General features: G+C 70.7%; 22 protein-coding genes. 10 read left to right on the top strand and 12 right to left on the bottom strand.

Annotated features, from left to right (window positions below; genetic code table 11):
• Positions 1-20: 20 nt before the first annotated feature.
• The 3 genes from nirB to AC1DU4_RS14270 form a co-directional block, all read right to left on the bottom strand.
• Positions 21-2,546, bottom strand: coding sequence for a nitrite reductase large subunit NirB (nirB, locus tag AC1DU4_RS14280; RefSeq protein ID WP_477840832.1), 2,526 nt, complete (start codon positions 2,544-2,546; stop codon positions 21-23).
• 80 nt (positions 2,547-2,626) lie between these two features.
• Positions 2,627-4,051 carry an MFS transporter gene (locus tag AC1DU4_RS14275; protein WP_477840830.1) on the bottom strand — a complete coding sequence of 475 codons (1,425 nt, stop codon included), beginning with the start codon at positions 4,049-4,051 and terminating at the stop codon, positions 2,627-2,629.
• Positions 4,052-4,212: 161 nt separating this feature from the next.
• On the bottom strand, positions 4,213-5,466 hold the full coding sequence (locus AC1DU4_RS14270; protein WP_477840828.1) for an MFS transporter: 1,254 nt from the start codon (positions 5,464-5,466) through the stop codon (positions 4,213-4,215).
• A gap of 112 nt (positions 5,467-5,578) precedes the next feature.
• On the opposite strand from AC1DU4_RS14270, the gene AC1DU4_RS14265 reads away from it, so the two are divergent.
• A complete protein-coding gene (locus AC1DU4_RS14265; protein ID WP_477840826.1) occupies positions 5,579-6,277 on the top strand; it encodes a FadR/GntR family transcriptional regulator in 699 nt (232 codons plus the stop codon).
• A gap of 42 nt (positions 6,278-6,319) precedes the next feature.
• Here the strand turns inward: AC1DU4_RS14265 and AC1DU4_RS14260 are convergent, their stop codons facing one another.
• Positions 6,320-6,946 carry a malonic semialdehyde reductase gene (locus AC1DU4_RS14260; RefSeq protein ID WP_477840824.1) on the bottom strand — a complete coding sequence of 209 codons (627 nt, stop codon included), beginning with the start codon at positions 6,944-6,946 and terminating at the stop codon, positions 6,320-6,322.
• A gap of 75 nt (positions 6,947-7,021) precedes the next feature.
• Between AC1DU4_RS14260 and AC1DU4_RS14255 the strand changes: the two genes are divergently transcribed.
• Positions 7,022-7,360 (top strand): winged helix-turn-helix transcriptional regulator, encoded by a 339-nt coding sequence (locus AC1DU4_RS14255; protein WP_072843570.1) that lies wholly within the window; start codon positions 7,022-7,024, stop codon positions 7,358-7,360.
• A gap of 49 nt (positions 7,361-7,409) precedes the next feature.
• Here AC1DU4_RS14255 and AC1DU4_RS14250 read toward each other — a convergent pair whose 3' ends face one another.
• Both AC1DU4_RS14250 and moeZ read right to left on the bottom strand, forming a co-directional pair.
• Positions 7,410-8,258: a TIGR02569 family protein gene (locus tag AC1DU4_RS14250; RefSeq protein WP_072843785.1), complete on the bottom strand. Its 849-nt coding sequence runs from the start codon at positions 8,256-8,258 to the stop codon at positions 7,410-7,412.
• A gap of 73 nt (positions 8,259-8,331) precedes the next feature.
• Positions 8,332-9,543, bottom strand: a complete 1,212-nt coding sequence (gene moeZ / locus AC1DU4_RS14245) for an adenylyltransferase/sulfurtransferase MoeZ (RefSeq protein ID WP_477840821.1) — start codon at positions 9,541-9,543, stop codon at positions 8,332-8,334.
• Positions 9,544-9,726: 183 nt separating this feature from the next.
• On the opposite strand from moeZ, the gene AC1DU4_RS14240 reads away from it, so the two are divergent.
• Positions 9,727-10,170: an acyl-CoA thioesterase gene (locus AC1DU4_RS14240; protein ID WP_477840819.1), complete on the top strand. Its 444-nt coding sequence runs from the start codon at positions 9,727-9,729 to the stop codon at positions 10,168-10,170.
• Between the two features lie 3 nt (positions 10,171-10,173).
• Here AC1DU4_RS14240 and AC1DU4_RS14235 read toward each other — a convergent pair whose 3' ends face one another.
• Entirely contained in the window at positions 10,174-11,136 is a 963-nt protein-coding gene (locus AC1DU4_RS14235) for a DUF3152 domain-containing protein (protein ID WP_477840858.1), read from the bottom strand.
• A gap of 132 nt (positions 11,137-11,268) precedes the next feature.
• Positions 11,269-12,240 (bottom strand): alpha/beta fold hydrolase, encoded by a 972-nt coding sequence (locus AC1DU4_RS14230; RefSeq protein ID WP_477840818.1) that lies wholly within the window; start codon positions 12,238-12,240, stop codon positions 11,269-11,271.
• 135 nt (positions 12,241-12,375) lie between these two features.
• On the opposite strand from AC1DU4_RS14230, the gene AC1DU4_RS14225 reads away from it, so the two are divergent.
• Positions 12,376-13,032: an HTH-type transcriptional activator FasR gene (locus tag AC1DU4_RS14225; protein WP_072843788.1), complete on the top strand. Its 657-nt coding sequence runs from the start codon at positions 12,376-12,378 to the stop codon at positions 13,030-13,032.
• Between the two features lie 88 nt (positions 13,033-13,120).
• Here the strand turns inward: AC1DU4_RS14225 and AC1DU4_RS14220 are convergent, their stop codons facing one another.
• Together AC1DU4_RS14220 and AC1DU4_RS14215 are read right to left on the bottom strand one after the other, a co-directional pair.
• Entirely contained in the window at positions 13,121-13,354 is a 234-nt protein-coding gene (locus AC1DU4_RS14220; RefSeq protein WP_072843573.1) for a DUF3107 domain-containing protein, read from the bottom strand.
• Positions 13,355-13,467: 113 nt separating this feature from the next.
• Complete coding sequence (locus AC1DU4_RS14215; protein WP_477840815.1) at positions 13,468-14,148, bottom strand: ferritin-like fold-containing protein; 681 nt, start codon at positions 14,146-14,148, stop codon at positions 13,468-13,470.
• 322 nt (positions 14,149-14,470) lie between these two features.
• Here AC1DU4_RS14215 and AC1DU4_RS14210 point away from each other — a divergent pair, with 322 nt between their 5' ends.
• Both AC1DU4_RS14210 and AC1DU4_RS14205 read left to right on the top strand, forming a co-directional pair.
• The gene (locus AC1DU4_RS14210) at positions 14,471-16,084 is read left to right on the top strand and encodes a DEAD/DEAH box helicase (RefSeq protein ID WP_477840813.1); all 1,614 of its coding nucleotides are present in this window, start codon (positions 14,471-14,473) and stop codon (positions 16,082-16,084) included.
• Positions 16,085-16,094: 10 nt separating this feature from the next.
• A complete protein-coding gene (locus AC1DU4_RS14205; RefSeq protein ID WP_477840811.1) occupies positions 16,095-17,324 on the top strand; it encodes an Rv3212 family protein in 1,230 nt (409 codons plus the stop codon).
• Between the two features lie 33 nt (positions 17,325-17,357).
• On the opposite strand, the gene AC1DU4_RS14200 is transcribed toward AC1DU4_RS14205, so the two are convergent.
• Complete coding sequence (locus AC1DU4_RS14200; RefSeq protein WP_072843577.1) at positions 17,358-18,152, bottom strand: ParA family protein; 795 nt, start codon at positions 18,150-18,152, stop codon at positions 17,358-17,360.
• 72 nt (positions 18,153-18,224) lie between these two features.
• On the opposite strand from AC1DU4_RS14200, the gene AC1DU4_RS14195 reads away from it, so the two are divergent.
• Positions 18,225-18,806, top strand: coding sequence for an acid phosphatase (locus AC1DU4_RS14195; protein ID WP_477840808.1), 582 nt, complete (start codon positions 18,225-18,227; stop codon positions 18,804-18,806).
• A gap of 49 nt (positions 18,807-18,855) precedes the next feature.
• A complete protein-coding gene (locus AC1DU4_RS14190) occupies positions 18,856-19,326 on the top strand; it encodes an N-acetyltransferase family protein (protein ID WP_477840806.1) in 471 nt (156 codons plus the stop codon).
• Here the strand turns inward: AC1DU4_RS14190 and AC1DU4_RS14185 are convergent.
• Positions 19,323-19,766, bottom strand: coding sequence for a hypothetical protein (locus AC1DU4_RS14185; RefSeq protein ID WP_477840805.1), 444 nt, complete (start codon positions 19,764-19,766; stop codon positions 19,323-19,325). The two genes, AC1DU4_RS14190 and AC1DU4_RS14185, sit on opposite strands and share 4 nt — an antisense overlap.
• Before the next feature lie 33 nt (positions 19,767-19,799).
• Here AC1DU4_RS14185 and AC1DU4_RS14180 point away from each other — a divergent pair, with 33 nt between their 5' ends.
• Positions 19,800-20,756: a diacylglycerol/lipid kinase family protein gene (locus AC1DU4_RS14180; protein ID WP_477840804.1), complete on the top strand. Its 957-nt coding sequence runs from the start codon at positions 19,800-19,802 to the stop codon at positions 20,754-20,756.
• Between the two features lie 289 nt (positions 20,757-21,045).
• On the top strand, positions 21,046-21,300 hold the full coding sequence (locus AC1DU4_RS14175) for a WhiB family transcriptional regulator (protein ID WP_072843582.1): 255 nt from the start codon (positions 21,046-21,048) through the stop codon (positions 21,298-21,300).
• Positions 21,301-21,318: the final 18 nt, after the last annotated feature.

Here is a 21,318-nt window from a genome sequence, read left to right as displayed (position 1 = left end):
GCCGGACACAGCTGAGGGGCCTACAGCTCGACGGGCACGGCCGGCGCAGCCGCCGGGACCGCGGGCATCCCGATCAGCACCGGGACCTTCCGGGCGCCGGAGTCGTCGAACGCGACCGTGGGGTCCGCCTCGTCCGGCGCGTTGACGAAGGACACGAACCGGGAGAGCTTCTCCGGGTCGTCGAGCACCCCCGCCCACTCGTCCCGGTAGCCGTCGACGTGCTTGGCCATGGCCGCCTCGAGCTCCGCGGCGATCCCGAGGCTGTCCTCGCACACCACGGCCTTGAGGTGGTCGAGGCCGCCGTCGAGGGCCTCGACCCACGGCGCGGTGCGCTGGAGCCGGTCGGCGGTGCGGATGTAGAACATCAGGTACCGGTCGATGTAGCGGACCAGGGTCTCGTCGTCGAGCCCGCCGGCCAGCAACTGGGCGTGCTTCGGGGACTGGCCTCCGTTGCCGCCGACGTAGAGGTTCCAGCCGTTCTCGGTGGCGATGACGCCGACGTCCTTGCCCCGCGCCTCCGCGCACTCGCGGGCACAGCCCGACACCCCGAACTTCAGCTTGTGCGGCGACCGCAGACCGCGGTAGCGGTTCTCCAGGTTCACAGCCATCCCGACCGAGTCCTGCACGCCGTACCGGCACCAGGTGGACCCGACGCAGCTCTTCACGGTGCGCAGCGACTTGCCGTACGCCTGACCGGACTCCATGCCGGCGTCCACCAGGCGCTTCCAGATCGCCGGCAGCTGCTCGACGCGGGCGCCGAACAGGTCGATCCGCTGGCCACCGGTGACCTTGGTGTACAGCCCGAAGTCACGGGCCACCTCGCCGATCACGATGAGCTGCTCCGGCGTGCACTCGCCGCCCGGCATCCGCGGCACCACCGAGTAGGTGCCGTTGCGCTGGATGTTGGCCAGGAAGTGGTCGTTGGTGTCCTGCAACGACGCCTGACTGCGGTGCAGGATGTGGTCGGAGTCGGTGGAGGCCAGGATCGACGCCACCACCGGCTTGCAGATGTCGCAGCCGGAGCCCTTGCCGTACTTGGCGATCAACGCGGAGAAGGTGCGGGTTCCGGTGGCCTGGACGATCTGGAACAGCTCGGCCCGGGACTGCTCGAAGTGCTCGCAGAGTGCCTTCGACATCACCACCCCGGACGACGCCAGCAGTGCCTTCACCGTCGGCAGGCAGCCGCCGCAGGTGGTGCCGGCGTTGGTGCAGGCCTTCACCGCCGCGATGTCGCAGGCGCCGTCGGCGATCGCACCGCAGATCGTGCCCTTCGTGACGCCGTTGCACGAGCACACCTCGGCGTCGTCGGGAAGCGCTCCGGCACCGGGCTTCTCGCCGGCCGGCGAGATCAGGGCGGCCGGATCGCCGGTCAGTTCCCGGCCGACCAGTGGCCGCAGCGACGAGTACGCGGACGCGTCGCCGACCAGGATGCCGCCGAGCAGCGTCTTGGCGTCGTCGGAGACCACCAGCTTGGCGTAGGTCCCCTTGGCCGCGTCGCTGAGCACCACCGCGAGCGCGCCGGGCGTCTGCCCGTGCGCATCACCGAAGCTGGCGACGTCGACGCCCATGAGCTTGAGCTTGGTGGACAGGTCCGCCCCCGGGAACTCGGCCGCGCCGCCGAGCAGGCGGTCGGCGACGATCTCGGCGGTGGTGTAGCCCGGCGCCACCAGCCCGTAGCAGCGTCCCTCGACGGCGGCGCACTCACCTATCGCGTACACGTCCGGGTCGGAGGTGCGGCAGCCGAGGTCGGTGAGGATGCCGCCGCGTTCGGCGACGTCCAGGCCGGCCTCGCGGGCCAGCTGGTCGCGGGGGCGGACCCCCGCCGAGAACACCAGCACGGCCGCCTCGAGTACCGAGCCGTCGGACAGTTCGACCGAGATCCCTTCGGGCCCTTCGGTGATCGACGAGGTCGACACGCCGGTGTGCACGACCAGGCCGAGGGCGGTGACCAGCCGTTCGAGCAGCGCGCCGCCGCCCTCGTCCACCTGGGCCGGCATCAGTCGCGGGTTGTACTCGACCACGTGCGGGGTCATCCCCATCAGCTTGAGCGCATTGGCGGCCTCCAGCCCCAGCAGGCCACCGCCGACCACGACTCCCACCGCGCCCGGGCCGCCCTGCTCGGCCCGCTCCCGGATGCCGTCCAGGTCGTCCAGGGTGCGGTAGACGAAGCAGCCGTCCAGGTCGTGTCCGGGGACCGGCGGCACGAAGGGGTAGGAGCCGGTGGCCATCACCAGCGAGTCGTAGGCCAGCACCTCGCCCGTCGTGGTGGTGACCGTGCGCGCGGCCCTGTCGATCGACGCCGCGGACTCGCCGACCCGCAGGTCGACCAGGACGTCGCCCGGGTAGTCGTTGCCGGCGAGCGCGAGTTCCTTTGCGTCCCAGGACCCGACGTAGGACGAGAGCCCCACCCGGTCGTAGGCGGGCAGGCGCTCCTCGCACAGCACGGTCACCCGCCACTGCCCCGCGTCGTCCCGCGCACGGAGCGCCTCGACGAACCGGTGCCCCACCATTCCGTGCCCGACCACCACTACCGACTTGCTGTTCATGCCGCGTCCTCCCGGTCGATCGAATGCTGTGCTGTGTGCCCGGTGCCCGCCGGGTCTGCGATGGTCACGGGCGCTCCTGCTCAGACCAGGACCGCGGCGCGGTCGTCGTCGTCGGCGGCGTCCGCGGCCCGACTCGGGCGGCGCAGGAACACCGCCCACGTGACGGCCAGACACACCACGTAGAAGCCGAGGAACACCCAGAACGCCATGGTCGCGGACTTCGCGGGGCTGTTGTAGGACGCCCGCAGCACCAGGTTGATGCCGACGCCGCCGAGTCCGCCGATCGCGCCGGCGAAGCCGATCAGCGCGCCGGACATGGTGCGCGACCAGGCCGCCCGGCCCGCCTTGTCGAGGTCGCCGCGCGACTGCGCCTTGGCCTCGAAGATCGAGGGGATCATCTTGTACACCGAGCCGTTGCCCAGCCCGGACAGCAGGAACAGGGCGATGAAACCGAGCACCAGCGTCACCATCACCGGCCCGCTGGCGGCACCGGCGGTCGCGTCGTCGACGGTGCCCGCCGCGACCAGCACCGAGGCCGCCAGTGCCATCGCACCGAAGGTGTAGAGGGTGATCTTGCCGCCGCCGATGCGGTCGGCGAGGGCGCCGCCGAGGGGCCGGGCGATCGAACCGAGCAGCGGGCCGATGAACGCGATCTGCGCGGCGTGCAGGGCGGCCTGCGCCGGGGTGTCCCCGCCGGCGAGGAAGTTGATCTGCAGCACCTGGCCGAAGGCGAAGGAGAACCCGATGAACGACCCGAACGTGCCGATGTACAGGAACGAGATGATCCACGAGTCCCGGAACTTCAGGGCCCGTCCCATGGCCCGCAGGTCCGCGGTCTGACCGCCGAGGTTGTCCATGTACAGCGCGGCACCGACGGCCGCGACACCGCAGAACACCAGGTAGACGGCGCACACGATCCACGGGGCGGTGTTGCCGACGGTCGCGATGACGAGCAGACCGACCAGCTGGATCACCGGCACCCCGATGTTGCCGCCGCCCGCGTTGAGCCCGAGTGCCCAGCCCTTGAGCCGCTGCGGGTAGAAGGCGTTGATGTTGGTCATCGAGGAGGCGAAGTTACCGCCGCCGACCCCCGCCAGCGCCGCGACCAGCAGGAACACCGTGTAGGAGTAGCCCGGGTTGAGCATCAGGTAGAGGGTGGCGAGCAGCGGGACGAGGAGCACCAGCGCGCTGAAGACCGTCCAGTTGCGACCACCGAACCGAGCCGTCGCGACGGTGTACGGGATCCGCATCAGCGAACCGACCAGGGTCGGGACGGCCACCAGGAAGAACTTCCCGGCGGGGTCGATGCCGTACACGTCGGCGGGCATGAAGAGCACCATCACCGACCAGATGGACCAGACCGAGAAACCGACGTGCTCGGCGATCACCGACCAGATCAGGTTGCGGCGGGCGATCTCCTTCCCGCCGGACTCCCAGGCTTCGGTGTCCTCGGCGTCCCAGTGCGGGATGTAGTGGTTGCGGGAGAGCAGGTTCTCGGCGGTCACAGGGCCTCCTCGATGGCGTGGGAGACCCGACACTACGAGCGAGATGTTGCCCCGGTGCTGCCGACCGTGACTCGGCAGTGAACTTGCGCTCACCCGGCTCCGGCGCCTGCGGTGAGAACAAACCCGCAGGTAAACGGGGTGTTACCGGATGTGAACCGGTGTTACCGGGCCGTGGCCGGACCCCAGGAATCCTCCAGGTAACGCGGCTTGCACGCCACGTACCCCGACACCAGGATCACCGCGACGGCACCGAGCAACAGGCCGAACGGCCACGCCCAGCCACCGGTGACGTCGTGCAGCACTCCGAACAGCAGCGGCCCCAGGCAGGCGACGGCATAACCGAGGCCCTGGGTGAAACCGGACAGCGCGGCGGAGCCGGCGCCGGTACGGGTGCGCAGGTTGATCAGGGTCAGCGACATCGGGAAGGTGCTCGGCCCCAGGCCGACCAAGAGGATCCACAGCACCGGCGCCCCCATCGGGGCGAAGAGCAGCCCGGCGAAGCCGATCAGGTAGAACACCGCGCAGCCCACCACGACGGGGTACGGGTTCGCGATCCGCGCGCACAGCGCGGGCGCACCGATTGCGGAGATGAACCCGACCGCGGCGAACAGTCCGACCATGGTGCCGCCGAAACCGGCGCTCGCCCCGGCCTCGGTGAGGATCTTCGGCACCCAGGTGAACAGGGAGTACGTGATCAGCGAGGTCATGCCGAACATGCCGGCCATCCCCCAGGCCACCGGCGAACGCCAGGCCTGCCCGTGCGGCTCGGCCGGGTTCGCGACGTACTCGGCACTGGTGTCGAGGCGGTCGTGGCCGCGGCGTGAGACGACGATCGAGATCCACGGGACGACGGCCGCGAAGGCGATCAGCGACCACATGCCGAGCGAGAACCGCCAGCCCTGCGCTTCGGCGACCGGCACCGCCACCAGTGCGGGCAGCACGGTCCCGACCTGCACGCAGGTGATGTAGATGGTGCTCATCATCGCGACCCGGTCGGAGAAGTACCGCTTGACCAGCGGCGGGATCACCACGTTGCCGATGCCCATGCCGCCGAGCGCCAACGCCGAGAGAGCCAGCAGCGACCAGGTGTCGGACATCGCGGACCTGGTGGCGATGCCCACTCCGGTCATCACCACCGATGCCAGGGCCACCCGCTCGAGTCCGAATCGCAGCGCCAGCCGGGGCGTGCACAGGCCCGCGACCGCGAACAGCGCGGTGGGCAGCATGCCGAAGACACCGACGACGGTGGAGCCGAATCCGATCTCGGCGCTGATCTGGTCGAGCAGCGGGGTGAGCGAGGTGACCGCGGTGCGCAGGGTGAGCGCGGAGAGCACGATTGCGACGAGGACGGTCAGCCGTCCGGCGACCAGCGCCCGCTTCGGAATCGTCCGCCGCTGCTCGGTCGCCACCGTCATCACACACCCACTCTTCTCTGTCTCGGTACGTCGTCCAAAATCATAGGATGACCCGATGATGCCGTGCAACCGGGTTAAGATGCGGCCACCACCACCCGACGGAGAGGGAATCGTGCAACCCGTTCGCCGAACCAGCCTCATCGCCCAGGTCACCGACCAGTTGCGCGACGAGATCACCGCCGGCGCCTGGCCGGTCGGGTCCCGGATCCCGACCGAACCGGAACTGGCCGAGCTGACCGGGACCGGGCGCAACACGGTCCGCGAGGCCGTCCAGGCACTGGTGCACGCGGGGATGCTCGAGCGCCGGCAGGGCTCGGGAACCTACGTCATCGGCACCAGCGACCTCGGCGGCACGCTGGCGAAGTACTTCGCGTCGGCGCACGAACGGGACGTACTCGAGCTGCGCCAGGCCCTCGACGTGACGGCGGCCGCGCTGGCCGCCCGGCGCCGCGACGACGCCGACGTCGCGAACCTGCGCGAGCTGCTGGCGACCCGAAACGAGTTGTGGCGCAATCCCGAGGCGGCCACCGGCGACGCCGGCCGCGACGCGGTCGCGGCCGACCTGGCCCTGCACCGGGCGATCGTGGCCGCCAGCCACAACGAGGTCTACCTCGAGTTCTACGACTCGCTGCTGCCCGCCATCGAGCACACCATCAACCTCGGTCCGGTGGCGGCGTCACACTCCTACGAGGCCGAACACGACGAGCTGGTGCGGGCCGTGGTCGGCGGGGACGTCGAGGGGGCCGCGACCGCGGCCCGGCGGTTCCTCACCGAGTTGATCGCCAAGGCCACTCCCCCCGCCGCCCCCTGACGACGCCGCAACACCACGGCGCCGTAACACCGACGATCGCGGCTACGCCCAGGCCAGGACGTCGTCGTTGGCCAGCCGCGGAAGCCGGTCGAACCAGGGGTCGACACCGGGGTGGCCGATGTTCACCACCAGCACGGACTTGAAACGGCCGTCCGGGAAGAACTCCGCGTCGACGCCGGCCCTGTCAAACCCGCCCATCGGGCCCGCCGCCAGGCCCTGCGCACGAACGGCGAGGGTGAAGTACGCGGACTGCAGGGCCGCGTTGAACTCGGCGGCGGAGGTCCGGGCGCCGTCGTTGGCGGCGTAGACGTCCTTGAGTTCCGGCCGGAACGGCAGCAGCGCCGGGATGTGCTCGTGGAACTCGGTGTCCATCGCCAGCACCGCGACGACCGGCGCCGACTGCGCCTTGGCGCGGTTGCCCTCGGCCAGGTTCGGGACCAGCCGGGCCTTGCCCTCCTCCGTGCGCACGAACACCACCCGCAACGGCTGAGTGTTGGCGGCCGTGGGGGCCCACTTGGCCAGTTCCCAGATGCCGACGAGTTCCGCGTCCGTGACCGGTTCGGCGGAGAAGGTGTTGGCGGTGCGCGCCTGCGTGAAGAGCAGTTCCCGGCCGGCCTCGTCGAGCGGCGCGGTGGCGTGCGGGGTGAGGTCGTCGATCAGCTCGGACATGATGCTTCTTTCTCCGTGGTCGCTATGAAAAAACTAGTTGCTACACAGACGGTAGCACTCGACTAGGATGGCGGCATGGCGAGCGAGGCAGCGACAACACACGAGCCCCGGGTCTGTGACGCGGCCCTGGCGCGGGCGTTCACCTTCCTCGGCAAGCGCTGGAACGGCGTGCTGCTGGGCACCCTGATCAACGGCCCGGCCGGGTTCTCCGAACTCAAGCGGGCGGTCACGGGCATCAGCGACTCGATGCTCTCCGAGCGCCTCACCGAACTCACCGGCGCCGGCCTGGTCCAGCGCACGGTGGAGCCGGGTCCCCCGGTCGCGGTGGACTACCGGCTCACGCCCGCCGGGCACGCGCTGCTACCCGCACTCAGCGCGCTCACCACCTGGGCCGCGGAGAACCTGCCCGAGTAGGACGCCGCCGCGTCGGCCAGGAACCCGGTCGGGCGGATCGACGGACGGACTAGAGCATCAGCCGGATCAGGTCGCCGGTGCGCAGCAGTCCGGGGAACGCCTCCGACGTCGACCTCGGGTGCAGTGCATGCACCGCCAGCCGGAAGATCAAGGCACGCAACAGCATCTGCGGCCACTCCGGGAGGTCTTCCCAGCGGCCGATCAGTTCCTCGTCGGCCCCGCCCCAGGACAGCGCATCGACCACGACCACGCCCGCGGCCCAGGCCGCGGGCCGCCAGTACGGGGTGATGTCGGTGATGCCCGGCGCATCCGCACCCGAGAACAGAACAGTGCCGAACAGGTCGCCGTGCACCAACTGGTCCGGGCTGCGCACCGGCTTGCGCAGCGTCGCAAGCTGGCTGATCAGCTCGATGCTGGTGCGTCCGTCCGCCGACGACGGCTCGAACTGGCCCTTGACCCCGCGCAGCGGCACCTGCTCCCAGGCCGCCCGGTCGGCCGCAACGAAGACGTCGACGTCCTCCCACGGCGCCACCGGGGGCTGCACCAGGAACCGCGGCCGCTCCAGCGCCGCGGTCGCCGCATGCAGGCGCACCGACAGCGAGACCACCTCGTCGTGCCGCGGCTCCGGCGACCCTGGAATGAATGTGTCTGCGCGCCAACCCGACACGACGTACCTGCCGTCGGTGGCCCGTACCGGCCGCGCCAGCCGGACCCCGTCCGCCTCGAGCGTCTCCCGCACCTTCGCCGACCAGGCGGCGCGGGCGTGATCGGCCACCGCCGAGAGCACCACGTCGTCGCAGAGCCAGCCGCCGTCCCAGTCACTGCCCAGCGGAATCGGGTCCACTTCCCGAAGCCCGAACGTGGACCGGACGTGCGCGGGGGGTTCGACAGAGCTCACGGGGACCACGCTACCGTTGCCAGCCCGCGCCACCGAGTAGACGCGCCCTGCCGGGACCGTTCCCCGGGCCGGGTCAGTACACCGGCAGCGAACTGTCCACCTGACTCACCCAGGCCATCACGCCGCCCTGCAGGTGGGTCGCGTCGGCGAAACCGGCCTTCTTCAGCGCGGCCAATGCCTCGGCCGACCGAATTCCGGTCTTGCAGTGCAGCACGATGGGACGGTCCTGCGGCAGCTCGGCGAGCGCCTCCCCCGACAGGATCCGGTCCTTGGGGATCAACGTCGCACCCGGCAGGTGCACGATGTCCCACTCGACCGGCTCGCGCACGTCGATCAGCTCGATCTCGCGGCCGGCCGCCAGCATCGCCGCCAGTTCCGGCGCGGTGACCGTCGACCCGGTCGCGGCGGCGGCGGCGTCCTCGGAGACGACCCCGCAGAAGGCGTCGTAGTCGATCAGTTCGGTGATCGGCTCACGCGCCGGGTCGCGGCGCAGCCGCACGGTTCGGTAGCTCATCTCGAGCGCGTCGTAGATCATCAGCCGGCCGAGCAGCGACTCACCGATGCCGGTGATCAGCTTGATCGCCTCGGTCGCCATGATGGAACCGACGGACGCGCACAGCACGCCGAGTACGCCGCCCTCGGCGCACGACGGCACCATCCCCGGCGGCGGCGCCTCCGGGTAGAGGTCGCGATAGTTCAGCCCGCGCCCGTCCGGGGCGGCATCCCAGAACACCGACGCCTGTCCCTCGAACCGGTAGATCGAGCCCCACACGTACGGCCGGCCCGCGAGCACGGCCGCGTCGTTGACCAGGTACCGGGTCGCGAAGTTGTCGGTGCCGTCGAGGATCAGGTCGTACTGGGAGAACAGCGCGACGGCGTTGTCGGGTTCGAGCCGGAACTGGTGCAGCCGCACCTCGACGTTCGAGTTGATCCCCAGTATCGACTCGCGGGCGCTCTCGGCCTTGGGCCGACCGACGTCGGACTGCCCGTGGATGACCTGGCGCTGCAGATTCGACTCGTCCACCTCGTCGAACTCGACGATGCCGATCGTGCCCACGCCGGCCGCCGCCAGGTACAGCAGCGCCGGCGAACCGAGCCCGCCCGCGCCGATCACCAGCACGCGCGCGTTCTTGAGCCGTTTCTGCCCGACCATCCCGACGTCGGGGATGATCAGGTGACGGCTGTAGCGGGCGACCTCCTCCCGGCTCAGCTCGGCGGCCGGCTCGACCAGCGGCGGCAGCGGCCGACGCGTGGGCTGCGACTTGGGGGACGGGGTGGACGGCACTTTCAGCTCCTCGGTACTGCGCTCTCCGGCGGAGCGCATTCGGCGGCGGCACTGACTGAGGTCGGCGCGCACCCCTGCAGGTGCAACGCCTCGCACGATCCCACTCTTCCACGGAACGCGGCGTCCGCGGCTACCGTCTAGCCGCACCCGAAGTCCGCCCCAGTACAAACCATGAGGAGCACGATGACCGCCGGCCACACCCCGACCAGCTACACCGCCGAGGTCCCGGTGCGGTGGTCCGACATGGACGTCTTCCAGCACGTCAACCACGCCCGCATGGTGACCTTGCTCGAGGAGTCGCGAATCGACTGGCTGCGCGGCGTGGACCCGGAGGTCGCGGCGATGCTGCAGAACTCCGTGGTCGCGCACCTCGACGTGCGCTACCGCACCCCGCTGACCCACCACGACAGCCCGCTGTCGGTGACGATGTGGCTCGAACGGGTGCGCACCGTGGACCTGACCATCCGGTACGAGGTGCGTGCGGCCGGCGCGGCCGCCGACTCGCGGCCCGCGGTCCGGGCCACCACCCAGCTCGCGCTGGGCGACCCGTACACCCAGAGCCTGCGCCGGCTCACCGCCGAGGAGCGCGAGCAGCTGGCGCCGTGGGTGCACGACGCCGGCAGCTGACCACTAGCCCCTCGGATACGGCCAGGGGTTGAAGCGGCAGGTCTTGCCGTCCATCGGGACGACGCCCTCCGGGTCCAGCTTCGCGATGTCGTTGTTGGAGGTGCCGAAGGTCTGCTGCATCATCACCGGCGCGAGACCGCCGTCCGCCTCGCACGGCTGGTGCTGCTGGTAGCCGACGGCGTGCCCGACCTCGTGGTTGATCTGGTACTGGCGGTACGAGCCGATGTCGCCCTGGAAGCCCACGGCGCCACGGACCCAGCGCGGCTCGTTGAGCACCACCCGGTTGATGCCCGGGTTGTAGCAGGACACCTCGAGCTGGATGTCGTACCCGCAGGCCTCCCGGATCGACATCTGCGAGGTCAGCGAGATCCGGAAGGTGGGTTCCCCGCTGTCGATGCGACGGAAGGCGAACCGCTGGTCGTGGGTCCAGCTCTTCGGGTTGGACAGGGTCTCGTCGACCATCCGTCCGAAGGACTCGTCACCACCGAAACCGGCGGTGTCGACGCCGTCCTCGACCTCGACCGTGTAGGTGAAGACCTCTTCCGCGCCGTGGCCGACCTGGTCTCGGGTGCCCGGCACCACGTGCCAGGTGCCCGCGCCGGTCACCGTGAACGGGCCGCCCTCGGGCAGCGAACCGGACGGGATCGACTCCGCGAAGTTGCCGTCGGCCTTCGGCGGCACCCCGATCACGTCGGTGCCCTCGGTGCTGGTGCTGCGCGCGCCGAAGCCGGGGTCGACGGTCGCGGTCTGGTCGGTGACGACGCCGCCGCGGACCGCGTCGACAAGCACCAGCACCGTGACCACCAGCAGGATCGGGATCGCGTAGGCACGCCACCCGTACACGGCGACGAACTTCCCGAGCTTGCTCTGCTTGCGTGCCTGGCGTTCCGGGCGGGGGGTCCGGGGCCGTCCGACGTCGCGGCTGGTGGGGTCCCACTGGGCCCGCAACGGCTGGTGCGAGCCCACCCGCCTGGCGTCGGAGTCGTCCGGATTCCAGCCCTCGTCGCGGTCCTCGTCCGGGTCGCCACCGTCGCCTGGACCAAGCGGGATGCTGCCCCGCAGCCGCGGTCCACCTCGATCAGTCACCCAGCCAGAATCTCACAGACCGCCGCCGACGCCATCCGGCGCGCCGGATCCGGCCCGCTCCGCGGCACCGCGGAGCAGGTCCGCAATGGCAGCCGCGGACTCGACCGGCGCCTCCCGTTGAGCCATGTGCCCGACCCCCTCCAGCACCCGCAATCGGCCGCCGGGGATCGCCTCGGCGACCCGGCGCGCGAGCCCCACCCCGACCAGTCGATCGGCCTCGCCCCAGATCACCAGGGCCGGTGCGAGCACCGCCCGGGCCGCGCCCCAGTGGCGGCCACGACCTGCCGTCCAGCTGTGCAGCAACGAGGTGAAGGTGCGGGCGACCGCCACCGCCGACCACGACATGGCGGCCCGGTCCTCGGCCAACGTCACGTCCTGACCGAGCCGCACCGGGTCGATGCCGGACGGGTCGCCGCCCCACACCGCGGCGATCTCGGCCCGCACCTGCTGCTCCGCCGGCACCCGCGCCATCAGCCCCGCCGCCCAGCCGCCGAGGACCGGAACGGCGGGCAGCGACAGCGGCAGGTAGGCCAGCCGTCGCGGCTGCGGCCGCAGGTCCGGGAAGGCGGGCGAGATCAGTGTCAGCGTGCGTACGAGATCCGGCCGACGACCGGCGACCCGGACCGCGACCGCACCGCCCAACGAGTTCCCCACCAGGTGCGCCGGGCCGATCCGTTCGAGGTACTCGATCGTCAGCAGCACCAGCCGGTCCACCGAGTAGTCGCCGTCGGCGGCCGGCCCGGAGTAGCCGTGCCCCGGAAAGTCGAGCGCGTGCCCGTGGAGGAGCGGACTCAACAACGCCGCGAGGTCGGTCCAGGCGAGCGAGGATCCGCCGAGACCGTGCAGGTACAGGCCCGGCTCGGCGCCCGCGCCGCCGGGAGTGCGGCGCACGTTCACCCGGTTCCCGCCGAGCTCGATCTCGGTGGCCGGCCAGGGCGGCGAGCACTGGTCGAGGTCACCGAGTCCGGGACCTGGAATACTCATGCGTACAGCATGCGCCATTGCGCCGTTGTCCCGGAGACCGTCCGGGTAGTCTTCGATAACTTTGTGCACCCGGTGCAGGGAGCAAGTTCACCACGGCACCAGCTGCGACGGTGACAAAGCAAGATGGGAACCACAATGACTGAACTCGCCGATCGGGCCACGTCCGATCGCTCCACCGCGCCTGCCGCCCCTGCCAAGCGCAGCACCCGGCTGCCGCGTGACGCCCGCCGCCTGCAGCTGCTGCAGGCGGCCAGCGAGGTGTTCGTGGCCCGCGGCTACCACTCGGCAGGCATGGACGAGATCGCCGAGTGTGCGGGCGTCAGCAAGCCGGTCCTGTACCAGCACTTCCCCGGCAAGCTCGAGCTCTACCTCGCGGTGCTGCAGAGCTACGTCGACAGCCTGATCTCCGGCGTGCGACAGGCCCTGCGCTCGACCACCGACAACCGGCAGCGCGTGCGCGCGGCGGTGCAGGCCTTCTTCGACTTCGTCGACAACGACAGCCAGGGCTACCGACTGGTGTTCGAGTCCGACCTGATGGGCGACCCGCAGGTGCTCGCCCGCGTCGACCAGGCCACCGAGGCCTGCGTGGACGCCGTCTTCGACCTGGTCAGCCACGACTCGGGACTGGACCCCTACCGGGCCCGGATCCTGGCCGTCGGCCTCGTCGGCACCAGCCAGTTCACCGCCCGGTACTGGCTGCAGGCCAACCGGCCCATCCCCAAGGAGGAGGCGGTGGACACCACCGTCGTGCTCGCCTGGGGCGGCCTGTCCCACGTGCCCCTGCACTCCTAGGCACTCGAGACACCGAAGGACACGAAGACGGGGCGCGGAATTGTCCGCGCCCCGTCTTCGTGTCCGGATCCTTCTCGTTCCGGTGCGACTAGCTGGTCGAGGCGAACCCGACCTTGCGGATGTCGGACGGGCCGATCTCCACGTATGCCACCTTGCTGGCCTGGACCAGGAACTTGCGTCCCTTGTCGTCGGTGAGCGCGAGCATCCCGGCCGAGTCGCCACTGAACGCGGCGGCCACCAGCGCCTCGACCTCTTCCGAGGTCTGGCTGCTGTTCACGTTGAGCTCACGCGGGCTGTCAGAAACGCCGATCTTGACCTCCACGGCCAACCTCCGAAATCTCGTGCCATCACTACCGCTGCCCAGGCTAGTGCAGCGACCGGGCCCGACGCGGCGTCCACGCTGTGCCGAGAGCGAACAGCGCGCGGCCGTGCGGGTCAGACCAGTCCGAGGACCGCCATCCGTTCGGCGTGCCGTTCCTGCATGCGGTCGAACAGCGCCGCGATGCCGTTGAGGTCGCCGCTGGCGGTGATCACCAGTTCCGTCAACGCCTCGCGCTGCGCCATCACGTACTGCGCCTGGGTGATCGCCTCGCCGAGCAGGCGCCGCCCCCAGAGCATCAGCCGGTCCTTGACCTGGGTGCTCGACGCGACGGCCGCGCTCACCTCGTGCACCACGAACTCCGAGTGCCCGGTCTCGGCCAGCACCTCCCGCACCACGTCGGCCACCGACGGGTCCAGCGAGTCCGCGATCTCGCGGTAGAAGTCGGCGGCGATCCCGTCGCCGACATGCGCCTTGACCAGGGCTTCGAGCCAGGTCGACGGGTGGGTGGCGGAGTGGAAGTCGTCGAGCGGCGTGACGAACGGCGCCATCGCCTCGTACACGTCGTGGCCGCGGGCGGTGATCGTCGTCTCGAGCGTCTCGAAGTGCCGCATCTCCGCGCCCGCCATCCGGGCGAGCGCGACCCGGCCCTGCAGTGTCGGGGACATCCGCGCGTCCTCCGCGAGGCGGTAGAAGGCGGAGATCTCGCCGTACGCGAGAACGGCGAACAGTTCGCCCACTCCCGGGTGATCGGCGGCGATGGCTGGCGTCAACGAATCCGAGGAATTGGCTCCCATGCGGACAGCCTAGACGTACGGTTGCCCGCCGATTCCGCGGCGCGGCCACCCGACGCGCGGGTGACATTCGCCATGCATGCACCCGATCCGGCAGTGGCGCAAGTTACCATGGACGCGGGCAGCCGCCCGTTGCCCGCCACAACAGGGCCGACGAGTTCTCACCGGCGGCCCGCAGATAATGTGCGCGCACCTGATCTCGAGGTCCCTTCCCGCGCCGCGCCGAGATCCCCGTGATCTCCCCGCTGGCAGCAGGAAGCGCGACTCACGGACGAGGGCACCGACATCGGCCGACACCCGGCCTGGCCCCCAAGCTCGTGCGCGCGTGCCAACGAGGAAGGCCAGACCCCTGAGCAAGATCACTATCGACCACGAAGACGACGCGACCGAAACAACGTTGTCCGCCCAGCTCGACGAGACGCACATTGCCCCCACCTTCGCCGAACTCGGCGTCCGGGACGAGATCGTCCGGGCCCTCGCCGAGATCGGCATCGACCGCACCTTCGCGATCCAGGAACTGACGCTGCCGCTCGCGCTGGCCGGCGACGACCTGATCGGCCAGGCCCGCACCGGCATGGGCAAGACCTTCGGCTTCGGCGTGCCGCTGCTGCACCGCATCGCGACCGGCGACACCGGGACCGCGACGCTCGACGGCACCCCCCGCGCGCTGATCATCGTGCCGACCCGCGAGCTGTGCGTCCAGGTCACCGAGGACCTGGTCAACGCGAGCAAGTACCTCGCGGCCGGTGACCGCAAGCTCGAGGTGCTCTCGATCTACGGCGGACGCCCGTACGAGACCCAGATCGCCGCACTCCAGAAGGGCGTCGACGTCGTCGTCGGCACCCCGGGCCGCCTGCTCGACCTGGCCAAGCAGGGCCACCTGATCCTGGGCAAGGTCGGCGTCCTGGTGCTCGACGAGGCCGACGAGATGCTCGACCTCGGCTTCCTGCCGGACATCGAGCGGATCCTCGGCATGGTCCCCACCAAGCGTCAGACGATGCTGTTCTCGGCCACCATGCCAGGCCCGATCATCACCCTCGCGCGCACCTTCCTGACGCAGCCGACGCACATCCGCGCCGAGGAGCCCGAGTCCTCCGCCGTGCACGACCGCACCACCCAGCACGTCTACCGCGCGCACGCGCTGGACAAGGCCGAGATGGTCGCCCGCGTGCTGCAGGCCGAGGGCCGCGGCGCCACCATGATCTTCACCCGCACCAAGCGGACCGCGCAGAAGGTCGCCGACGACCTCGCGGAGCGTGGCTTCTCGGTCGGCGCCGTGCACGGCGACCTCGGCCAGGTCGCCCGCGAGAAGGCGCTCAAGGGCTTCCGCACCGGCAAGGTCGACGTCCTGGTCGCCACCGACGTGGCCGCCCGCGGCATCGACATCGACGACGTCACGCACGTCATCAACTACCAGTGCCCCGAGGACGAGAAGACCTACGTGCACCGGATCGGCCGCACCGGCCGCGCGGGCCGCACCGGCATCGCGGTCACCCTGGTCGACTGGGACGACATCCCCCGCTGGCAGCTGATCGACAAGGCCCTCAACCTGGGCATGCCGGACCCCGTCGAGACGTACTCCAGCTCCGAGCACCTGTACGCGGACCTGGCCATCCCGGCAGGCGCGAAGGGCACGGTCCGCCGGCAGAAGGCCGAGCGCGCCGAGGCCGAGTCCACCGACGAGACCAGCTCGACCGCGACGCGTTCCGCCGAGACGGCCGAGAAGTCGGAGCGGCCGCGTCGCGCCCACCCCCGCAAGCGCACCCGCGGCGGACGCAGCACCGACGAGACCAACGCTGCCGCAGCGGTTTCCGACGCTCCGGCCACGGACACCACCGCGCCGTCCGGCGACGGCACCGCCCCCGCGCGGCGTCGGCGTCGTCGCCGCAAGCCCGCCGCGGCGGCGGGTGCGGCCACCGCAGTCGCAGCCTCGGAGTAACCGACTGCCGATGCTCGCACCCGAGCGGCGCACCCGCGTCGACCTGTTGGCCGCCGGCGCGATCGCGCTCGTTGTGCTGCTCGCGGCCGGGGTGATCTGGCTCCGTAGCGATGCCCGGGGTACCACCTCGGTCACCGCGCGGACGCCGGCCACCCCGGCCGACTCGGCACTGTCCGTGCCCGAGTCCCTGACCGAGGCGTGGCGCGCCCCCAGCGGCGCCACCACCGCCCCGATCGTCGCGGGCGGTGCCGTCGTCACCGCCGACGACGGCACCGTCACCGGGCGCGACCGCGCGACCGGCGACGAGATCTGGCACTACCGGCGGGACATGCCGCTGTGCGGCGCGATCGGGGCCTGGAACACCGCCGTCGCGGTGTACCGGGACCGGTCCGGCTGCGGCCAGGTCACCCAACTCGACGGCTCGACCGGAACCCGTGAGGCCCAGCGCAACAGCGAAGCCGACGACGTGGTGACGCTCTCCGAGGACGGCACCTACGCGACGGCCCGCGGCTCCACCCGGCTGGAGGTGTGGCGTTCCGACCTGGTCCGCACCCTCGAGTACGGGCGGGTGGACGCGCCGGTGAACCCGAAGGCACAGCCGCGCACCGGGTGCGAGCTCCTCTCCTCCGGCTCGAGCAGCGGCCGCCTCGCGGTGGTCGAGCGGTGCCCGGACGAGGCGGCGGCCCGGCTGAGCGTGCAGAACCCGGCCCCCAAGGACAACACCGAGCCCGAGGAGTACGGCACCACCCTGCTCGACGACGCCGGCGAGGGCGTCCGGGTGATCGCGGTCTCCGGCGACCGCACCGCGCTGTACCTGCCCCCGGGGCCGGCCTCGGCTCCCGGCAGCGGCGGACGGATCGGGGTCTACGACGGCACCGGCGCGATCGTGGACCAGTTCCCGGTCGCCGGCGAGGTCTCCCCCACGGCTGTGGCCGTCAAGGTTGGATCCACCTTCACATGGTGGACCGGTTCACGCGTGATTGCTTTGCGCACAACAGATTTGACGCCGACCTGGACGTTCGACGGAGCCCTCGGCCCCGGCACCGCGATGGCCGGCCAGATCCTGGTGCCGGTGGCCGACGCCGTCGCCGTGCTCGACTCCGCCACCGGCGCCCAGATCCACCGCATCCCGGTGGACCGCTCGCCCGCACCCACCGGCGCGGGCGAACCGATCGGGTCCGCCGCGCTCGGGTCGATGCTCCTCGAGCAGCGCGGCGACGAGGTCGTCGCGCTGCACTGAGCAGAGCTGAACTGAGCTGAGCCGGATTGCCGGCTAGCCCGCCGGGTTGAACGTCTCCAGCGCCGCGCCCGTGTCCCAGTGTGCCGTCAACTGCCGGGCCAACTCGCGATAAGCCTGCGCCCCCTTGGACTTTCGGCCGGCCAGTACCGTCGCCCCGGAGGCCGTCGCCTCCGCGAACTTCACGGTCCGTGGGATCGGCGGCGCCAGGACCGGCAGCTCGTAGCGGTCCGCGACGTCGGAGAGCACGTCCCGGCTGTGGGTGGTGCGCGCGTCGTACAGGGTCGGCAGGGCACCGAGCAGCTGCAGGTTCGGGTTGGTGATCTGCTGGACCTCACTGACCGTCCGCAGCAGCTGTCCGACGCCGCGGTGCGCCAGCGTCTCGCACTGCAACGGCACCAGCACGGCGTCCGCCGCGGTCAGGCCGTTGAGGGTGAGCACGCCGAGGGACGGCGGGCAGTCGATCAGCACGGTGTCGAAATCGCCGTCCAGCGTCGCGATGGCGCGCTTGAGCGCGAACTCCCGCCCCGGGCGCATCAGCAGCACCGCCTCCGCGCCGGCCAGGTCGATGGTCGCGGGCGCCAGCGACAGCCCTTCGGAGGTCGGCAGGATCACCTCACGCAGGGACACCTCGCCGGTCAGCACGTCGTGCACCGACGACTCCAACCGGTCGGGGTTGTGCCCCAACGAGAAGGTCAGGCAGCCCTGCGGGTCGAGGTCGACCACCAAGACCTTGCGTCCGAGCGCGGCCAAAGCCGCCCCCAGAGACGCCACCGTGGTCGTCTTGGCGACCCCACCCTTTTGATTCGCCACAGCGAGCACAGTTGTCACGGCTGTGATCTTTGCGCAATTCACGCCGGGTGGCGAGCGCTGGCACCTCACGGCCCTGGCATCATCGAGTCCATGACCGTCGCCGAGCCCCGCATCGTCCTGCTCCGRCACGGCGAGACGGAGTGGTCGCGCACCGGCCGCCACACCGGCCGCACCGACGTCCCGATGACCACCGCCGGCCAGGAGCAGGCCCGGCGCGCGGGGGCGCGGGTGGCCGCGCTCGGCCTGCGTGACCCGCTGGTGCTCTCCAGCCCCCGGCAGCGGTCCGTACGGACGGCGGAACTCGCCGGTCTCGACGCCCGCGAGTGGGACGCGCTGGCCGAGTGGGACTACGGGCAGTACGAGGGCCTGACGACGCCGCAGATCCGCGAGCAGGTCCCGCAGTGGACCGTCTGGACCCACCCGTGCCCGGGCGGCGAGCCCGCCGACACCGTGGCTGCCCGGGCCGACATGGTGCTGGCCATCGCGCTCTCACGACTCGACGACCGGGACGTGGTCCTGGTCGGGCACGGCCACTTCTCCCGCGCCCTGCTGGCGCGCTGGGCGGGCCTGCCGGTCGCGGCCGGCAACCGGTTCGGCATGTTCCCCGGCGCGGTCTCCGTGCTCGGTTTCGAACACGGCGTCCAGCAGGTCGTCTCCCACAACCTCACCTGACCCGGCAACCGAACAGAAACCGGCCACCCGAGAAGAAAGCAGGCAACACATGATCCGGCGGGCCACCCCCGACGACGTCACGGCCGTGACCGGCCTGATCTACGACCTCGCCGAGTACGAGAAGGCCCGGCACGAGTGCACGGTCACCGAGGAGCAGATCGCCACGGCGCTGTTCGGCGACACGCCCGCGGCGTTCTGCCACGTCGCCGAGGAGTCGGGCAGGGTGGTCGGCCTGGCGCTGTGGTTCCTGAACTTCTCCACCTGGGACGGCGTGCACGGGATCTACCTCGAGGACCTGTTCGTGCTGCCCGAGTTCCGCGGCGCCGGGCACGGCAAGGCGCTGCTGACGGCCCTGGCGCGCGAGTGCGTGGACCGCGGCTACTCGCGGATGAGCTGGGCGGTGCTGAAGTGGAACACGCCGTCGATCGAGTTCTACGACTCGCTCGGCGCGCAGCCGCAGGACGAGTGGACCACCTACCGGCTCTCCGGCGCCCCGCTCGCGGCGCTCGGCGGACGCTAGTCGGCGTCCTTCTCTCCGAACTCCTCGTCGACCCCGTACGCCGCGGCCATCCAGCGGCTGGTCGGGCCGCTGAACAACAGCAGCAGTGCGGGCACCACCACGAGGCCCAGCAGGGTGCCGTAGACCGGCTGGCCGGAGCCGGTCATCAGCGACCACACCACCGGCAGCAGCAGCAGCTGGGCGAGCACGGCGAGGGAGCGACCCCAGCGGTGCCCCCGCAGCAGCGCGATGCCGCCGGCGGTCACGCCACCGCCGAGGATGCCCGCCCAGGCGGCGGTGCCGTAGCTGCTGGCGATGCTCTGGTCGTGTCCCTGCAGGCCGCGCACGACCAGGATCGCGGCCAGTACCAGCGCGACGACCCCCTCCAGGGTCACCAGCACACCCGCCCAACGGACGGTGTTCGGCAGGACGGGTGAGACGGACGACGGTTGCTCGGACACGCGGCCAGCCTAGCCGGGCTAGGGTTGCTACCCGTGCGTGCGCTGCTGATCGTCAACCCCAATGCGACTTCCACCACTCCCGCGGCCCGCGACCTGCTCGCGCATGCGCTGTCGAGCCGGGTCGAGGTCCGGGTGGTGACGACCACACATCGCGGTCACGCCGCGGAGCTCGCGCGGCGGGCATCCCTCGAGGGCGTCCGGCTGATCATCGTGCACGGCGGCGACGGGACCGTGAACGAGGTGATCAACGGCCTTCTCGGCGCACCGGAACCCGACACCATGAGCGCGGTGACCTTCGGGCCGACGCCGCTGGTCGCCGTCGTGCCGGGCGGGTCCGCGAATGTGTTCGCCCGTTCCCTCGGCATCGACGCCGACCCGGTGGTCGCGACGAACCAGCTGATCGAACTGCTCGAACTGCGGGAGCGTCGACGCGTCGGGCTCGGCCACTGTGACGGCCGCTGGTTCACCTTCAATGCCGGAATGGGATTCGACGCGCAGGTGTGCGAGGCCATCGACGCGAGCCGCGCCAATGGGCACACGGCGACGCCGGGCCGGTATGTCCGCACCGCCCTCCGCGCCTTCCTGCGCAACCGCCGGCTCGAGCCGACGTTGACGGTGCACACCCCGGGGCACGAACCGGTCGACGGCGTGCACTACGCCTTCGTGTCCAATTCGAGTCCCTGGACTTACCTGAATGCGCGGCCGGTCCGGGTCAACCCGGAGACCGCGTTCGAGACCGGTCTCGGCGTCTTCGCGATGCGGACGACGAGCGTCACGACCACCCTGCGACTGATCCGGCAGATGCTGACCCCGGGCTCACAACCGAAGTCCCGCAAGCTTTTTCGGACCGACAACGTGCCCCGGGTACGAATCGTCGCGACCGCGCCGATCGGCCTGCAGATGGACGGCGACTTCATCGGGATGCGCAGCGAAGTGGAGTTCGTCTCGGTGCCGGACGCCCTGACGGTCATTGCCCCCAGCCGAGCGTGACGAGATTGCGCCCAGCCGGGCCTGACGGACCGTCCGGCCGGACAAAGTTCAAAGGAAATTCTACGCTACTAGTGCATTACCGCCTCGCGCGGGGTAGAAAGTAACGCACACCACAGCTGCGGCAAACGTAGAGTGAGTTACCCCACGGAGTGGTCAAATTCTATTGACTTCCAGCGTGTTCGTGAAAGCATTCACAAGCAACAGCGTGGAAACAATGTCCACCGAGCGCATGAACGATGCGATACGAAACGAAGCGGTGCCGAACGCACCCGTGTAAAGGAGCAGAGCCATGGACTGGCGCCACAATGCAATCTGTCGCGACGAGGACCCGGAACTGTTCTTCCCCGTGGGAAACAGTGGCCCGGCCATCGCGCAGATCGCGGACGCCAAGCTGGTGTGCAACCGCTGCCCCGTGACCGCCGACTGCCTGTCCTGGGCCCTCGAGTCCGGCCAGGACGCGGGCGTCTGGGGCGGCATGGGCGAGGACGAGCGTCGCGCCCTCAAGCGTCGCAACGCGCGCACCCGGGCACGCAGCGCGGTCTGACCAGCAGTATACGAATGG

This window comes from Rhodococcus sp. P4_F5 (assembly GCF_056401315.1).
This window is presented reverse-complemented; position numbering and strand designations above follow the sequence as displayed.

Excerpts from the sequence above, each read along its gene's own strand:
- AC1DU4_RS14260 (WP_477840824.1), bottom strand. The coding sequence starts at position 6,946 with ATGTCCGAGCTGATCGACGACCTCACCCCGCACGCCACCGCGCCGCTC.
- AC1DU4_RS14270 (WP_477840828.1), bottom strand. The coding sequence starts at position 5,466 with ATGACGGTGGCGACCGAGCAGCGGCGGACGATTCCGAAGCGGGCGCTG.
- AC1DU4_RS14225 (WP_072843788.1), top strand. The coding sequence starts at position 12,376 with ATGACTGAACTCGCCGATCGGGCCACGTCCGATCGCTCCACCGCGCCT.
- AC1DU4_RS14175 (WP_072843582.1), top strand. The coding sequence starts at position 21,046 with ATGGACTGGCGCCACAATGCAATCTGTCGCGACGAGGACCCGGAACTG.
- AC1DU4_RS14230 (WP_477840818.1), bottom strand. The coding sequence starts at position 12,240 with ATGAGTATTCCAGGTCCCGGACTCGGTGACCTCGACCAGTGCTCGCCG.
- AC1DU4_RS14240 (WP_477840819.1), top strand. The coding sequence starts at position 9,727 with ATGACCGCCGGCCACACCCCGACCAGCTACACCGCCGAGGTCCCGGTG.
- AC1DU4_RS14215 (WP_477840815.1), bottom strand. The coding sequence starts at position 14,148 with ATGGGAGCCAATTCCTCGGATTCGTTGACGCCAGCCATCGCCGCCGAT.
- AC1DU4_RS14255 (WP_072843570.1), top strand. The coding sequence starts at position 7,022 with ATGGCGAGCGAGGCAGCGACAACACACGAGCCCCGGGTCTGTGACGCG.
- AC1DU4_RS14205 (WP_477840811.1), top strand. The coding sequence starts at position 16,095 with ATGCTCGCACCCGAGCGGCGCACCCGCGTCGACCTGTTGGCCGCCGGC.
- nirB (WP_477840832.1), bottom strand. The coding sequence starts at position 2,546 with ATGAACAGCAAGTCGGTAGTGGTGGTCGGGCACGGAATGGTGGGGCAC.
- AC1DU4_RS14190 (WP_477840806.1), top strand. The coding sequence starts at position 18,856 with ATGATCCGGCGGGCCACCCCCGACGACGTCACGGCCGTGACCGGCCTG.